This is a genomic window from Chryseobacterium sp. FP211-J200 (assembly GCF_001643375.1).
Classification (GTDB): domain Bacteria; phylum Bacteroidota; class Bacteroidia; order Flavobacteriales; family Weeksellaceae; genus Epilithonimonas; species Epilithonimonas ginsengisoli.
In genome coordinates, this window is the sequence record NZ_LSHB01000083.1 from 36,676 (window position 1) to 51,416 (window position 14,741).

16 protein-coding genes are annotated in these 14,741 nt (G+C 38.2%); 10 read left to right on the forward strand and 6 right to left on the reverse strand.

Annotated features, from left to right (window positions below; genetic code table 11):
* The first annotated feature begins 57 nt into the window (after positions 1-57).
* From AXA65_RS18865 to AXA65_RS18890, 7 genes are all read left to right on the forward strand, one after another.
* Positions 58-312, forward strand: a complete 255-nt coding sequence (locus AXA65_RS18865) for a ferrous iron transport protein A (RefSeq protein ID WP_063971596.1) — start codon at positions 58-60, stop codon at positions 310-312.
* On the forward strand, positions 312-2,348 hold the full coding sequence (gene feoB / locus AXA65_RS18870; RefSeq protein ID WP_063971597.1) for a ferrous iron transport protein B: 2,037 nt from the start codon (positions 312-314) through the stop codon (positions 2,346-2,348). Before AXA65_RS18865 ends, feoB begins: the two co-directional genes overlap by 1 nt.
* Before the next feature lie 16 nt (positions 2,349-2,364).
* Positions 2,365-2,508, forward strand: a complete 144-nt coding sequence (locus AXA65_RS19675; protein ID WP_086048279.1) for a FeoB-associated Cys-rich membrane protein — start codon at positions 2,365-2,367, stop codon at positions 2,506-2,508.
* Between the two features lie 114 nt (positions 2,509-2,622).
* A complete protein-coding gene (locus tag AXA65_RS18875) occupies positions 2,623-3,042 on the forward strand; it encodes a hypothetical protein (protein ID WP_063971598.1) in 420 nt (139 codons plus the stop codon).
* Between the two features lie 103 nt (positions 3,043-3,145).
* Positions 3,146-4,528 carry a phosphoglucosamine mutase gene (gene glmM, locus AXA65_RS18880; RefSeq protein ID WP_063971599.1) on the forward strand — a complete coding sequence of 461 codons (1,383 nt, stop codon included), beginning with the start codon at positions 3,146-3,148 and terminating at the stop codon, positions 4,526-4,528.
* 33 nt (positions 4,529-4,561) lie between these two features.
* The gene (locus tag AXA65_RS18885; RefSeq protein WP_063971600.1) at positions 4,562-4,756 is read left to right on the forward strand and encodes a DUF2683 family protein; all 195 of its coding nucleotides are present in this window, start codon (positions 4,562-4,564) and stop codon (positions 4,754-4,756) included.
* Positions 4,747-5,004, forward strand: a complete 258-nt coding sequence (locus AXA65_RS18890; protein ID WP_063971601.1) for a Txe/YoeB family addiction module toxin — start codon at positions 4,747-4,749, stop codon at positions 5,002-5,004. The genes AXA65_RS18885 and AXA65_RS18890 overlap by 10 nt, the downstream gene beginning before the upstream one ends.
* Positions 5,005-5,490: 486 nt before the next feature.
* On the opposite strand, the gene AXA65_RS18895 is transcribed toward AXA65_RS18890, so the two are convergent.
* The 3 genes from AXA65_RS18895 to AXA65_RS18910 form a co-directional block, all read right to left on the reverse strand.
* Positions 5,491-6,726 carry an MFS transporter gene (locus AXA65_RS18895; RefSeq protein ID WP_063971602.1) on the reverse strand — a complete coding sequence of 412 codons (1,236 nt, stop codon included), beginning with the start codon at positions 6,724-6,726 and terminating at the stop codon, positions 5,491-5,493.
* A gap of 255 nt (positions 6,727-6,981) precedes the next feature.
* Complete coding sequence (locus AXA65_RS18905) at positions 6,982-7,347, reverse strand: hypothetical protein (protein WP_063971604.1); 366 nt, start codon at positions 7,345-7,347, stop codon at positions 6,982-6,984.
* Positions 7,344-8,846 carry a GH3 auxin-responsive promoter family protein gene (locus AXA65_RS18910; protein WP_063971605.1) on the reverse strand — a complete coding sequence of 501 codons (1,503 nt, stop codon included), beginning with the start codon at positions 8,844-8,846 and terminating at the stop codon, positions 7,344-7,346. The genes AXA65_RS18905 and AXA65_RS18910 overlap by 4 nt, the downstream gene beginning before the upstream one ends.
* Positions 8,847-9,236: 390 nt before the next feature.
* Here AXA65_RS18910 and rplU point away from each other — a divergent pair, with 390 nt between their 5' ends.
* Together rplU and rpmA are read left to right on the forward strand one after the other, a co-directional pair.
* Positions 9,237-9,632, forward strand: a complete 396-nt coding sequence (rplU, locus tag AXA65_RS18915; RefSeq protein ID WP_063971606.1) for a 50S ribosomal protein L21 — start codon at positions 9,237-9,239, stop codon at positions 9,630-9,632.
* A 28-nt stretch (positions 9,633-9,660) separates the two neighbouring features.
* Positions 9,661-9,918 (forward strand): 50S ribosomal protein L27, encoded by a 258-nt coding sequence (rpmA, locus tag AXA65_RS18920; protein ID WP_063971607.1) that lies wholly within the window; start codon positions 9,661-9,663, stop codon positions 9,916-9,918.
* Positions 9,919-9,988: 70 nt separating this feature from the next.
* On the opposite strand, the gene AXA65_RS18925 is transcribed toward rpmA, so the two are convergent.
* From AXA65_RS18925 to smpB, 3 genes are all read right to left on the reverse strand, one after another.
* The gene (locus AXA65_RS18925; RefSeq protein WP_063971608.1) at positions 9,989-10,729 is read right to left on the reverse strand and encodes a YebC/PmpR family DNA-binding transcriptional regulator; all 741 of its coding nucleotides are present in this window, start codon (positions 10,727-10,729) and stop codon (positions 9,989-9,991) included.
* A 100-nt stretch (positions 10,730-10,829) separates the two neighbouring features.
* The gene (locus AXA65_RS18930; RefSeq protein ID WP_063971609.1) at positions 10,830-12,302 is read right to left on the reverse strand and encodes an OmpA family protein; all 1,473 of its coding nucleotides are present in this window, start codon (positions 12,300-12,302) and stop codon (positions 10,830-10,832) included.
* A gap of 67 nt (positions 12,303-12,369) precedes the next feature.
* Entirely contained in the window at positions 12,370-12,828 is a 459-nt protein-coding gene (gene smpB / locus AXA65_RS18935) for an SsrA-binding protein SmpB (protein ID WP_063971610.1), read from the reverse strand.
* Between the two features lie 78 nt (positions 12,829-12,906).
* Between smpB and AXA65_RS18940 the strand changes: the two genes are divergently transcribed.
* Entirely contained in the window at positions 12,907-14,529 is a 1,623-nt protein-coding gene (locus AXA65_RS18940) for an ABC-F family ATP-binding cassette domain-containing protein (RefSeq protein WP_063971611.1), read from the forward strand.
* Positions 14,530-14,741: the final 212 nt, after the last annotated feature.

The window sequence follows — 14,741 nt, forward strand, 5'->3', positions numbered from 1 at the left end:
ATCCTTATTTAGATTTATTTAAAACAAGCTATATTTGCAGTTCTAAATCTTTGAATTTTGCAAAATAAACATCCTGATAAATTGTGCTGCTTCCCTAAAAACCAATTGGGCAAGATCACAGGCTACGACAATGAAAACCTGCAGATGCCCACAAAAATATTGGAAATGGGACTTCTCCCGGAAACCGCGTTCAAAGTTCTGTACCAGGCTCCTTTTGGCGGTCCGCTTTACATAGAATATGGCTCGGAGAAAACAAGAGTGGCATTGAGAGAACAGGAAGCAAAATTCATCAAAGTAGAAGTTTTGGGATAATGCAGAATCAGAAAAAAAAGAAACAGATCCTATTGGTCGGGAACCCGAATGTGGGAAAATCCACACTTTTCAATAGTCTCTGTAACAGAAAACAGAAAACCGGAAACTACGCTGGCGTTACCGTTGCAAGCCTTTCCGGAAATTATACTTATAAAAATGAAGAAGTCGAGATCACCGACCTACCCGGCTCTTACAGCATCTACCCGACTTCCGAGGATGAAGCGATATTTTCAAGATATTTGATTCAAGAGCAGGAGAATTATGCTGGCGTTTTGTACATCGCTGACGCCATCAATATGAAGCGAAGTTTGCTTCTTTTTCAGCAGATCCAGGATCTTGGAATTCCAATTCTGATGGTCGTGAATCAAATTGATGAAGCCGAAAAACGAGGCATTAAGATCAACACAGGTGAACTTTCCAAAAAACTGAACGTAGATATTCTAAGGACTAATGCGAAGGAACATTTGGGAATCGAGGAAGTTCGAGAAGCCATTTTTAATAATCAATTCAAAAAATCTTCACAAAGCACTTTTGAAATCCCGATCGAGCAGAAAGGTCTGGTTTACAAGATTGCAGAAAATACCAAAGACCACAATCTTTACAAGATTTGGACACTTTTAGCTGCCGACACTTACCTCGGAAAGATTGAAAGAATTAACGAAATGATCACGCAGGAAGATGCCAAATGCAATGTTCCGAAACGTCTTCAAATCCAGGAAACTGTAAGAAGATATCAGAATATTGACAAAATCATCTCTGAAACGACAGAGAAAATCCCTCAGAGAAAACAACTTCTGACAGAAAAATTGGACAGAATTCTGGTGCATCCGGTTTGGGGTTATTTGGTTTTCTTTTTGATTTTATTAATGATATTCCAAAGTGTTTTCTTTTTGGCAGAATATCCGATGAACTGGATAGAAGGCGCTTTCAGTTGGCTCTCCACTTTCTCAGCAGAACAGCTTCCGGAAGGCCCGATCAATTCATTGATATCAAATGGAATTGTTCCTGGAATTGGCGGCATCGTCATATTCGCACCACAGATTGGGATTTTACTTTATTTCCTTTATCTCCTCGAGGATTCCGGCTATATGGCGAGAGTTATCTTTTTAATGGACAGATTTTTACGCCCTTTTGGACTTAATGGAAAAAGTATTGTTCCACTAGTTTCTGGAACAGCCTGTGCGATTCCGGCGATTATGTCCACCAGGAATATTGAAAACATCAAGGAAAGATTAATCACGATTCTCGTAACACCTTTTATGACTTGTTCCGCAAGATTGCCAGTTTACAGCATCATCATCGGATTAATTATTCCAGACGAGAATTTTTACGGTATTAAATACAGAGCGATTGCTTTGATGGCAATGTATCTTATAGGTTTCGGAATGTCATTATTTTCTTCATTAATTCTGAAAAATGTGATCAAAACCAAAGTCAAAAGTTTCCTGGTCATGGATTTGCCAACTTACAAAATGCCATTATTCGGTTATGACTTCAAATTGGTTCTAGGAAAGGTTTGGGACTTTATCAGCGGCGCAGGGAAAGTGATTTTCACCGTCAGTATTATTCTTTGGACATTGAGTTATTTCGGACCTTCGGAAAAGGCAAATCAAAGTGTTGCCTCCAATGTGAAACTAGAACAATCTTATCTTGGGAAAATCGGTCGCGGCATTGAACCTGCAATTGCACCTTTGGGTTACGATTGGAAAATGGGAATTGGGATTTTGACGAGTTTTGCGGCGAGAGAAGTTTTCGTTGGAACATTATCTACGCTTTACAGTTTGGACGATGAAGCTCCGGAAGGCCGATTGATTGAGAAAATGAGATTGGACACACATCCAAATGGTGAGAAGGTTTTCAGTTTTGCAACTGGCGTTTCGATTTTATTTTTCTATGCTTTTGCAATGCAATGTATCTCGACAATCGCCGTGGTTTACAGAGAAACTCAGAGTTTGAAATGGACCATGTTGCAGACTTTTGCCATGACGCTTTTGGCATACTTTTCGGCACTTGTTGCTTATCAGATTCTGAAATAAATTAAATATCTGAAAAATGGAAAACTCAATCATCATACAATACGCAATCATCGGATTATTGGTTTTGGGAGCGCTTTACTTTACTTTTAAGAAATTTGCTAAGACCTTCTCCAAGAAAAAAGACGGCAAAGGTTGTGATTCGGATTGTGGGTGTTCTTAAGGATTTTCTTTCTAAATAAAATATTTACACTAAATACTTAAATAAATTATGAATATTGCAATAATTTTATAGATTAGCAGCTTTATAAACAAAAACTATTCAACTCATTTATTCATGAAAAAATTATTTTACAGTTTAGCTTTATTCTCTTTATTAGTAAGCTGCCGATCAGAATGCACAGAAGAATCTAGTTCTACAGAAACTGAAACATCCACCCAAACTTCTCCAACGCTTGTCAAAATGAATGTTTTAAATTCTCAGAGTGTTGCCCAAAAAGATGTTGTTGTGATGATGTTCAAAACCAAAGTAACATCTGCCAGCAATCTCCCAACGATAGAAAAACAGGCAACTTCGGACGCAAATGGATTGGCAACTTTGGATTTATCAAGTTACATCACAAGTAATATTGCTGCAACTTATTATTTCGAAGCGTTTAAAAAAGAAGGAAATAATCTAGTCTGGGTTAGCAAAACACATCCAGAAATTTCTATTAAAAAAAATCAGCAAGTCACAACATCAATCATTGTAAACTAAAACTTCAATTTTTCATTAGAATTAAAAAGTGTTCACATCGAACACTTTTATTTTTCCCCAAATGCGAGATTATCGTATTTTTGCCAAACCTTAAAATTCAAAAATGTCATTAATAAAATCAATCTCTGGAATCCGAGGAACTATTGGCGGAAAAGTAAACGATAATTTGACGCCTCTTGACGTGGTGAAATTTGCTTCGGCATTCGGAACTTGGCTTCAGAACAATAAAAATAAAAAAGATCTAACGCTTGTCATCGGTCGTGATGCTAGGATCTCCGGTCAAATGGTTTCTTCTCTGGTTGCTTCAACTTTGCAAGGTTTGGGAATCAATGTGGTTGATTTGGGACTTTCCACAACGCCAACCGTAGAAATTATGGTCCCTGAATTGAAAGCTGACGGCGGAATCATCCTAACCGCTTCTCACAATCCAAAACAATGGAACGCTTTGAAATTATTGAATGACAAAGGCGAATTCATCAGCGGAGAAAATGGTGCCGATGTTTTGGCTTTGGCAGAAAATGAAGATTTCGATTACGCTGAAGTAGATGATTTGGGAAAATACGAAACCAGAGATGACGCTTTTGATATTCACATCAAACAAATTTTAGATTTACCAACAGTTGATGTTGAGGCGATAAAAGCTAAAAAATTCAAAGTTGTACTTGACGCTGTAAATTCTACCGGCGGAATTTCTATTCCACCTTTGTTGGAAAAACTAGGTGTTGAAGTGGTGAAATTATATTGCGAACCAAACGGACAATTCCCACACAATCCAGAACCTTTGAAAGAGCATCTTGGCGACATCTGCGAATTGGTCATCAAGGAAAATGCAGATATGGGAATCGTGGTTGATCCGGATGTGGACAGATTGGCTTTGGTGGACGAAAAAGGCGAGATGTTCGGTGAAGAATATACTTTGGTTGCCGTTGCAGATTACCTTTTGAAAGATAAAAAAGGCGTGGCCATTTCCAATCTTTCTTCCAGCCGAGCATTGAGAGATGTTGCGAAAAACCTGGATTCAGAATATTTTGCAAGTGCTGTTGGCGAAGTGAATGTGGTGACTTTAATGAAAGAAAAAAATGCCGTAATCGGTGGTGAAGGAAACGGTGGAATCATCTATCCAGAGCTTCATTACGGACGTGATTCTTTGGTTGGCGTTGCATTATTCTTAACTCATTTGGCTAAAGAAAACAAAACCGTTTCTGAACTGAGAGCAACGTACCCAAGTTATTTTATGGGTAAAAAGAAAATCGAACTGACGCCGGATATCGACGTTGATGCTTTATTAATCAAAGTTCAGGAAGAATATAAGAACGAAGAAATCTCAACCGTTGACGGAGTAAAAATTGACTTCCCCGAAAACTGGGTTCATTTGAGAAAATCTAACACAGAACCGATCATCAGAATTTACACTGAGGCTTTTTCTCAGGAAGAAGCGGATAAATTGGGCGATGATATGATCGCTAAGATCAGAAGTTTGATATAAAATATTTTTATTAATTTTAATAAAAATTACAAAATGACAATTACTATTAATCCAAAAAATAAAAAAGAACTGGCTAAAATTAAAACCATTCTCAAAGCGATTGAAGTAGATTTCATTGAAAGTGAAGATTCTTACGATAAAGATTTTGTTTTAAAGATTGAAAAATCAAGAAAAGAAATCTCAAAAGGGGAAACAAAAAAAATCGCTCTTGATGACCTATGGAAATAGAATTCACCAAACAAGCTGAGAATGATTTGGAATTTTGGAAGAAGTCTGGAAATAAATTGATTCAAAAGAAAATTTCTGACATCTTAAAAAGCATTCAACAAAATCCGTTTGAAGGAATTGGCAAACCAGAACCTTTGAAATACAGTTTGAGTGGTTCTTGGAGCAGAAGAATCAATATGGAACACAGAATTGTTTACGAAGTAATTGACGAAATTATTTATATCGAATCTCTAAAAGGTCACTATTAAAACAAAAATCAAGGAAGCAAATTTTGCTTCCTTTTTTATTTACAATCAAGTCTGTTTTTGCCTAAACTAATTTGCGTTTTGTCACAAACAACCTTGTTTTAAACTTCCTGCAACCGCATTTTGTTACAAGCAGATTTGTTCTAGACTTCCTGCGACTGCGTTTTGTTTCAAACAACTTGCGGGAAACCTCCGGAGTCCTCCGTTGGTTACAAACAGACTTGTTTTAGACTTCCTGCGACTGCATTTTGTTTCAAACAACTTGCGGGAAACTTCCGGAGTCCTCCGTTGGTTAGAAACAGACTTGTTTTAGACTTCCTGCGACTGCGTTTTGTTTCAAACAACTTGCGGGAAATCTCCGGAGTTCTTCTTTGATTACAAACAGACTTGTTTCAAACCAACGGAGATCGTGGTTTGTTTCAAACAACTTGCAGGAGACTTCCGGAGTTCTTCTTAGGTTACAAACAAGGTTTTGTTAAAGCGTGCAACTTAATATTCCATCTTTCTCAACTTCTTAGAAGTCGCGCCGATGAACAACGCTGTCAAAACAGTCATCGTCCCACCAAAAACCACAGAACGGACAACGCCCATCAGTTTCGCCGTCAATCCGCTTTCAAACTGTCCAAGCTCATTACTGGACATTATGAAAATAGAATTCACGCTCAAAACACGTCCACGGATTTCCTCAGGCGTTTTCAACTGGACAATCGTTCCACGGATAACAACACTGATTCCGTCCAACATTCCGCTCAGAACCAAGAATGCAAACGACAGCCAGTACATTTTCGACAATCCGAATCCTATGATACAAAGTCCAAAACCAGTCGCCACAAAAAGCAATATTTTCCCTTGATTTTTACGAAGCGGAACCATAGACAATGTAATGATAATCAACATCGAGCCAATATCGGAAGCCGCATTCAAAAGTCCAAAACCTTCGGAACCAACCTTCAGAATATCACTTGCAAAAACCGGGATCATAGCCACTGCACCTCCAAAAAGTACCGCAAACATATCCAACATTTGTGCGCCTAGGATTTCCTTCGTTTTATAGATGTACGCCAAACCTTCCTTCACACTTTCGAAGATTTTGACGTCTTTATTTTTATTTTCAGAAAACTGTTTATTGATGGTCCAGAAAAACAAAGACGATAAAACCATACAACTCACAATCACCACCAAAGTCCATTTTATCGTAATCAAGGCAATCAAAAATCCTCCCAAAGCGTGACCGGAAACCGAAGCAATCAAAAACGTCGCCTGATTCAAAGTGACAGCATAAGGCAAATTTTCCTGCTTCACAATCCGTGGAATCATAGAAGGAACCAGCGGTCCCAAAAACGAACGACAAATCCCAGTAAAGAAAATGACGGCGTAAATAAAATAGGTGATTTCGTGTCCGGTAAAATGTAATTTATGTCCAAGAAAGGCCGGAATCAAGAGCAAACTGATGAGAACCACATAAGCATAATTGCAAAGCAAGAGCAGCTTCTTCTTCTCGTTCATATCGATCACGTGACCAGCATAAAGTGCGCAAGAAACCGCAGGAACAACCTCCGAAAGGCCAATCAAACCAATAGAAAACGGGTCTTTTGTCAATTGATAAACCCACCAGCCAAGCAACGTTGCCAGCATCCTAAATGCGATGATAAGGAAAAATCTACCCGTGAGAAGATGACGAAATTCTATATTTTTTAAAACCCGAAGCGGTGTAAATGAAACCATTATGCAAAAATAGCAGATAGCTTCCAACTGGCATTCGATTTTTAGGAAATAATTTGGAAAGATGGATTTTCAGGAGCTTGATCCCGCTATCCACTATATCTTTTTTGTCATTGCGAACGACATTATTACAGAATTGAACGTTTCAAAAATCGCAATGACAAAAAAGGATGCCGTTCCTATCGGGGCTATGGGATTGGTCGGTGTATTGAAGAGTCGGGACAACAACCAAAATTTTCAAATTCTAATATTCAGATTCTAATAATAGTAATAATCGGGAGAACTGTTATTGACCAGCGAAACGATTAAGGCAACAAACGCCGTCATACCAGCAACAGAGCCTACAACGATAGCCGTCGTTCCGCCAGGATTATTTTTTTTAATCACTCTGATATCATTTTTCGCAATGTTCACTTCCTGACTGTTTGCAACCGCCACAATTTTATTCTCATCCACAGTTGAAACCCTGGCTTTATATTTTGGTTTACCGTTTTCGTAAAAAGTGTATTTCTTACCCGTCTGAACTGCGGAAAAATCGTCTTTGTTCAAACTACTTCTGTAGATGGTTGTGGTGCAAGATTGCAAAAGGATCAGCAAGGCAATCAGAAAAGAAAAAGTTCTCATTGTAAATTTAGTTTTTCCAAATATAATGCAATTTTTCTGTCATTTGCAAGCCTTGGAATCTTGTTTTGTCCACCCAACTTCCCTTCGGATTTTGCATAATCCTGGAAGGCATTTTTCTTCAGTTTCGCAATCACCAAAGGTTGTAGAATATTTCCGGAAATGAGATCGTCGTAATAAGTATTTCGTTTTCTGAGTTGCAAATCCAATTCAGATTTGAAAGCTTCAAAATTCTCCGGCTCTTTTTCAAACTCGATGAACCATTCGTGGTAAGGTAGACCTTCCGCAGGATTCACTTGTGGTGCAAGATGGAATTCTGTGATTTGTGCAGGAAATTTCTCCACGGTTGCTTTCAACGCTTCTTCCACCTCGAATGCAATCACGTGTTCGCCGAAAGCCGAAGTGAAATGTTTCGTTCTTCCAGAAACAACAATTCTGTACGGATTTTTATCAATGAATCTCACAACATCACCGATTGAATACGCCCAAAGTCCAGAATTTGTCGTCAAAATCAAGGCGTAATCTTTATTAAGTTCCACGTCTTTTAGTGTCAATCTTTTTGCATTTGGTTTTCCGAATTCTTCCAAAGGAACAAATTCATAAAAAATCCCGTGATTGGTCAAAAGCAATAATCCATCTTTCGTATAATCATCCTGAAATGCAAAGAATCCTTCCGAAGCTGGAAACGTCTGAACAATATCGACAGGTTTCCCCAATAACTCATTCATCTTATCTCGGTAAGGTTCGTAATTCACGCCACCAGTTATGATCAATTGAAGGTTTGGAAAAATCTCTGTGATTTTCTTTCCGTGTCGGTCAATCAATTTTTCGAAGTACATAATGAGCCAAGGCGGAATTCCGGAAATCAAGGTCATATTTTCTTTTTCAGTTTCCTCCACGATTTTATCGATTTTGGTTTCCCAATCTTCGATGCAGTTGGTTTCCCAACTTGGCAATCTGTTTTTCTGAAGATAGTTTGGAATGTGATGTGCCACGATCCCCGACAATCTTCCGTTTTTGATGCCATTGATTTCTTCTAATTCAGGAGAACCTTGTAGAAATATCATTTTTCCACCGACGAAATCAGCGTTATTTTTCTTTTCAATGTAATGAAAAAGTGCACTTTGCGCAGCGCCAATTTGAAACGGCATTGCTTCTTTGGAAATCGGAATGTATTTTGCGCCGGAGGTTGTTCCTGAAGTCTTCGCAAAATATTCTGGCAAGTCCGGCCAAAGGATTTTGGATTGTCCTTTTTTGATCTTCTCGATGTAAGGTTTCAAATCTTCGTAATCAGCAATCGGAACATTGGTTCGAAAATCCTCAATATTTTTTATCGTTTCGAATTGATGTTCTCTTCCGAAAAGAGTTTTCTCAGCCGTTTTGACGAGCGAAAGCAGAAGTTCTTCCTGATTCTTGACCGCATTGGTTTTAAAATCTTTTGTTTTGGCGATATGTTTTTTGGCCCAGATGAGCGCGATATTTTTCTTGATAAAATCCAGCATCATTAAGAATTTTCGGTCGTCAAATTTATAAGTATTCTTTTATATATTAGATGTTAGAAGTTAGATTTTAGATATTAGATTTGATTTCTTTTAAAATACGAATGGGAATTCAGAAATGTTTGACTTCTGAGACTCATTTGGAATCAAAAAATGTGTTTATAATCTCGTCTCGTGTTTTTATGTAGAATCTGCAGCCCGACTTGAGTGGAAATCCTTTTTTGCGTGGACTTCGTGTTCTATTGAGACTGAGATCGTGAGCAAAAAAGATTGGGAACGGAAGGCGGAAATAGCTGCCCTAATAATTATTATTGTAAAGTTTGTGATAAGTGTTTGTGTTTTAGAAAGAAAAAATGTACTTTTGCACCTCGAATAATATAAAATTTATAAACAATGTTTGCAATTGTAGAAATAGCAGGGCTTCAATACAAAGTTGAGCAAAACCAAAAGTTGTTTGTGAACCGTTTGAAAGGAGACAAGGGAACGAAAGTTTCTTTTGATAAAGTTCTTCTTACTGTAAACGGCTCCGTAACTGTAGGTGCCCCGGCTGTAAGCGGTATTACCGTAGATGTAGAAATTCTTGACCACGTTCAAGCTGACAAAGTAATCATCTTCAAAAAGAAGAGAAGAAAAGGTTATGCGAAGAAAAATGGTCACAGACAATCTCTTACTCAAATCATCGTAACTGGTATTACTGGATTTGGTGCTGAGAAAAAAGAAGCTAAAAAAGCTGCTCCTAAGAAAGCTGCTAAAGCTGAAGTAACTGAAACCAGCGAAACTGCTGAATAATTTTTTAACCAAAAAACCTTAAAATAAAATGGCACATAAGAAAGGAGTTGGTAGTTCCAAAAACGGTAGAGAATCTCATTCTAAAAGATTGGGTGTAAAGATTTTCGGAGGACAGAACGCTATTGCTGGTAACATCATCATCAGACAAAGAGGTACTCAACATCACCCAGGTGAAAATGTTGGTATGGGTAAGGATCACACTTTGCATGCTCTTGTTGACGGTAAAGTTGTTTTCAGAAAGAAAGCTAACAACAGATCATTTGTATCTATTGAACCAAACGCATAATTAAAGCGTTTTATAAAAATAAAAAATCCTGAGACTTATGTTTCAGGATTTTTTATTTGGTAATTACCGACTAAAGCGTTTCTAATTGCGCTTCTGTGAATTCCATATTGTGGAATACGTTCTGAACGTCATCATCTTCTTCGAAACGTTCTAACATCTTCATATTGGATTTGAACTGGTCATCCGTCATTTCTTTTGTATTATTCGGGATTCTTTGTAGTTCTGCACTTTTAACTTCGATTTTTAGGTCATCTAATTTATGTGACATTGCTCCGAAATCTTCGAACGCTGTTGTGATTAGAACTTCAGTTTCGTCTTGATCGATCTCTTCTGCACCACCGTCTATCATTTCCATCTCGAAATCATCCCATTCTGTCTTGATCTGTGCTTTCTCGATAGTGAAAATCCCCTTTCTATCAAAGATGAAAGCTAACTCTCCATTCTTCCCAAGATTGCCGTCAAACTTATTGAAAATCGCTCTTACGTTGGCAACGGTTCTTGTTGTATTGTTCGTCGTACATTCTACAAAGAACGCCACGCCGCCTTGTCCATAACCTTCATATGTTACTTCTTCGTAGTTCTCGGCATCTGCTCCACTTGCCTTCTTGATGGCTCTTTCCACATTGTCCTTTGGCATGTTTGCACCTTTGGCATTCTGGATACATCTTCTCAGCGCAGGATTGGCTTCTGGATCTGTACCGCCGGCTTTAACAGCTAGTGCTATATCTTTTCCTATTTTGGAAAACGTTTTGGCCATCTTGTCCCATCTGGCCATTTTTGAGGCTTTTCTATATTCGAATGCTCTTCCCATTACAAGTTTTATTTTATATTACAAAAGTACTGAAATATAGAAACAAAAAAAATACCTCCAATCAAATTGGAGGTATTTATATTTAGAAATTAATTACTAATTATTTTCTTTTTTTAGTAGCTTTTTTCTTAACTACTTTTTTCTCTACTACTGGAAGATCTGATTTTTGAAGAGCATCCCAAGCAGCGCCGTTTACAGCCTCTACTACAACTTTTCTATCAGCTTGTCTTTCAGCATCAGAAGCTTTTTCAGAAACTTTAGCGTCTCTTTCACCAACTCCTACTGATTTCAATTGTGTTTTACTTACACCTTTAGCTTCTAAAGCAGCAACTACAGCAGCAGCTCTTTGTCTAGAAAGTTTCAAGTTATAAGCTTCAGCACCTTTAGCATCTGTGTGACCAGTTACTAAGAAAGTAGCATCTTTCGCTCCGTTAAGGATAGAAGCAGCTTGTTCGATTTTACCTGCAGATTCTGCTCTTACAGTTGCTTTATTGAAGTCAAACAAGATGTTTGTAAGTGCTCCTGTAGCCTCGTCAGCGTAAGCTGAAGCTGGTTTAGGACAACCTTGGTATTGAGCAAGACCGAATACTGTAGGACAAGCATCATCTTTGTCTAGTACACCGTCTCCGTCTGTATCTGGCCAAGGACAACCTTTGTTTTCAGCTGGACCGGGAACGTCAACACAAGCATCATCTTTGTCTAATACACCGTCTCCGTCTGTATCTGGCCAAGGACAACCGTTGTTTTCTTTAGGACCTGCTACATCTGGACATTGATCGTCTTTGTCTGGGATACCATCTCCATCTGTGTCAGGACATCCTTGGAATTCTGGTAAACCTGGAGTATCTGGACAAGCATCTTCCTTGTCTGGAATTCCGTCTTTATCTCTGTCAGTATTTCCGAATCTAAATAATAGAGACGCAGAAGCTTGCCAGAAGTTAGCAACGTTTGATTTATCAACTGGAGTAGTAACATAATCTCCTTGAACACCTAAACCGAAGTTTTTAGTAACCCAGAAGTTGATACCAGCACCTGTACTAACAGTGAAGTGGTTTGCTTTACCAGTCAAGTCGCCATCTTCATTATATGCAGAACGAACTTCTCCAGACTTTGTATCAGTCGCAGGGAAAGTAAGACCTGTATAATCATGTCTTAAATAGTTAGCACCAACTCTCAAGTACGGGTCAAACCAAGACTCTTCGTCCCATAAAAGACCTGCAGCTTTGAATTGAACACCAAGACCAGTCATTAAAAAGAATTCCTTCTCCATAGCGAATCTCTTGTTGTCAACATTACCAACAGTCGTTTGCCAGTCCAATACTAAACCTTTACCAAGGCTTCTTGCAACTGTCAATTTAGAAAGTGGCGGTGTAATTGAATACTTTGAAACTCCGAATAAGTTTTCCTTAAAATTGTTGAATGAGAACGTATTGCTGAAATTGTTTCTTTGAGCAACGTGATTCACTCCATGAGCACCTACACCTATAACCCAAGGGTTAGTAGTAGTTTGCGCAAAAACAGAAGAGGCAACAGTAAGCGCCAAAGCTGTAATTCCTAATTTTAGATTTTTCATAGAATTAAATGATTAAATAATTGATAATGCAAAATAAATATAATTTTTCTTTATAAACAAAGTTTTTTTAACTTTTCTTTAATATCCGTTGGATATTTACCTTATTCTCTCTGTCCTTGATCGCTTCTCTTTTATCAAACAGTTTTTTACCCTTAGCCAATGATATAAGTAGCTTTGCTTTACCATTGTCATTTATATAAAGCTTTAGGGGAATTATCGTATTGCCAACATCCTTTAACTTTTTTTTAAGTTTTTGCAATTCGTAATTATGCAGTAGCAACTTCCGTTCCCTTTTTGTTTTGTGATTATAAAAAGTTCCCAATTTATATTCATCAATCATCATATTGATGACGTAAAGTTCCTCATCAATAAACTGGCAAAAGCTTTCTGTGATTGATGCTTTGGAAGATCGGAGCGATTTTATTTCTGTACCTGTCAGGACTAAACCAGCTTCATACTCATCAAGGATTTCATACTCGAAGCGGGCTCTTTTATTGAAGATATTAACAGTTTTTTCTATTTTCATAGTGTTAAATTATTATAACTATCGGGCTTTCCTCATCCCAACTAATTTTCGTAATTTTGCACAAACTTACAAAACAATATGTTAACAGTATCTAATTTATCATTACAGTTCGGGAAAAGAGTTCTTTTTGATGAAGTCAATATAAAATTTACAAAAGGAAATTGCTACGGTATCATTGGTGCCAATGGAGCAGGGAAATCTACATTCCTTAAGATATTAAGCGGAAAACAAGATCCAACCTCCGGAAACACCTCTTTGGAAAACGGAAAAAGAATGTCTGTCCTAGAGCAGGACCACTTTGCCTACGACAATTTTACTGTACTCGAAACCATTCTTAGAGGAAACAAAATGCTTTTCGACATTAAAGAACAAATGGATGCTCTTTATGCAAAAGAAGATTTCTCTGATGAAGATGGGATCAAAGCGGGAGAACTTGGTGTTGTTTATGACGAGATGGGCGGATGGAACTCAGAAGCTGATGCTCAGACGATGCTTTCTAATGTTGGCATTTCAGAAGATATGCATTATCAAATGATGGGCGAACTAGAGAACAAAGACAAAGTAAGGGTTCTACTTGCACAGGCCTTGTTCGGAAATCCGGATGTACTGATCCTGGATGAGCCTACCAATGACTTGGACATCGCGACTATCGCTTGGTTGGAGGATTTCTTAGCAGATTATGAGAATACGGTGATCGTGGTATCTCACGACCGTCACTTCTTGGATACTGTTTGTACGCACATCGGCGATCTAGATTATGCAAAATTGAATCTATACACAGGTAACTACTCGTTCTGGTATCAGGCTTCTCAACTAGCAACAAGACAAAGAGCTCAGGCCAACAAAAAAGCTGAGGACAAGAAAAAAGAATTACAGGATTTCATCGCACGATTCAGTTCCAACGTAGCGAAAGCTAAGCAGGCTACTGCACGTAAAAAGATGATCGACAAATTGAACATCGATGACATCAAACCTTCATCAAGAAGATATCCAGCCATCATTTTCGATACGGAAAGAGAAGTTGGCGACCAGATCCTGGATGTCAAAGGTCTAGAGAAAACAAAAGACGGCGAATTATTATTCTCGAACATCGACCTTAATCTTAAGAAAGGTGATAAGGTAGCGGTCATCTCAAGAAACTCTTTGGCAATCACAGAATTTTTCGAAATCCTTGCTGGAAATCTACCTGCAGACAAAGGAAATATTGCTTGGGGCGTTACAACAAACCAATCTCACATGCCTTTGGACAACACCAATTTCTTCCAAGATGACATCAACCTGGTGGATTGGTTGAGACAGTTCACGAAGAATGATGAGGAGCGTCACGAAGAATTTATGAGAGGTTTCTTGGGAAGAATGCTTTTCTCAGGAGACGAGGCTCTTAAATCTTGTAAAGTGCTTTCCGGAGGTGAGAAAATGAGATGTATGTTCAGTAGAATGATGCTTCAGAAAGCTAATGTTCTTTTGCTTGATGAGCCTACGAATCACTTAGACTTGGAAAGTATCACAACTTTGAATAACTCATTGAACAACTTCAAAGGAAACATCTTGTTGTCCTCTCATGACCACGAGTTGCTAGGAACAGTTTGTAACAGGATCATCGAGTTGACGCCGAAAGGTATCATCGACAGAGATATGACTTACGACGAATATCTTGGAGATAAGAAAATCAAAGAATTGCAGGAGCAGATGTACGCTTAATCCTCCATTAAAATAAATTTTATAAAAGCATCTCGAGTTTTCGGGATGCTTTTTTTTTGCTTCGGCTACGCTCAGCAACCGGAGTTGTTTGGTTGTTGCGTTTGCAACTAGTCTTGTTTTGTTGTACAGTTGTCTTGTTGCTATTGGCAGTGGCTTAGTTGTGTTTGGCAGTTGCCTATTCGTAGTTGACAGTTGCCTATTCGTAGTTGACA

Coding starts and splice junctions, on each gene's coding strand:
- feoB (WP_063971597.1), top strand. CDS start 312: ATGCAGAATCAGAAAAAAAAGAAACAGATCCTATTGGTCGGGAACCCG.
- AXA65_RS19675 (WP_086048279.1), top strand. CDS start 2,365: ATGGAAAACTCAATCATCATACAATACGCAATCATCGGATTATTGGTT.
- AXA65_RS18875 (WP_063971598.1), top strand. CDS start 2,623: ATGAAAAAATTATTTTACAGTTTAGCTTTATTCTCTTTATTAGTAAGC.
- glmM (WP_063971599.1), top strand. CDS start 3,146: ATGTCATTAATAAAATCAATCTCTGGAATCCGAGGAACTATTGGCGGA.
- AXA65_RS18885 (WP_063971600.1), top strand. CDS start 4,562: ATGACAATTACTATTAATCCAAAAAATAAAAAAGAACTGGCTAAAATT.
- AXA65_RS18890 (WP_063971601.1), top strand. CDS start 4,747: ATGGAAATAGAATTCACCAAACAAGCTGAGAATGATTTGGAATTTTGG.
- AXA65_RS18895 (WP_063971602.1), bottom strand. CDS start 6,726: ATGGTTTCATTTACACCGCTTCGGGTTTTAAAAAATATAGAATTTCGT.
- AXA65_RS18905 (WP_063971604.1), bottom strand. CDS start 7,347: ATGAGAACTTTTTCTTTTCTGATTGCCTTGCTGATCCTTTTGCAATCT.
- AXA65_RS18910 (WP_063971605.1), bottom strand. CDS start 8,846: ATGCTGGATTTTATCAAGAAAAATATCGCGCTCATCTGGGCCAAAAAA.
- rplU (WP_063971606.1), top strand. CDS start 9,237: ATGTTTGCAATTGTAGAAATAGCAGGGCTTCAATACAAAGTTGAGCAA.
- rpmA (WP_063971607.1), top strand. CDS start 9,661: ATGGCACATAAGAAAGGAGTTGGTAGTTCCAAAAACGGTAGAGAATCT.
- AXA65_RS18925 (WP_063971608.1), bottom strand. CDS start 10,729: ATGGGAAGAGCATTCGAATATAGAAAAGCCTCAAAAATGGCCAGATGG.
- AXA65_RS18930 (WP_063971609.1), bottom strand. CDS start 12,302: ATGAAAAATCTAAAATTAGGAATTACAGCTTTGGCGCTTACTGTTGCC.
- smpB (WP_063971610.1), bottom strand. CDS start 12,828: ATGAAAATAGAAAAAACTGTTAATATCTTCAATAAAAGAGCCCGCTTC.
- AXA65_RS18940 (WP_063971611.1), top strand. CDS start 12,907: ATGTTAACAGTATCTAATTTATCATTACAGTTCGGGAAAAGAGTTCTT.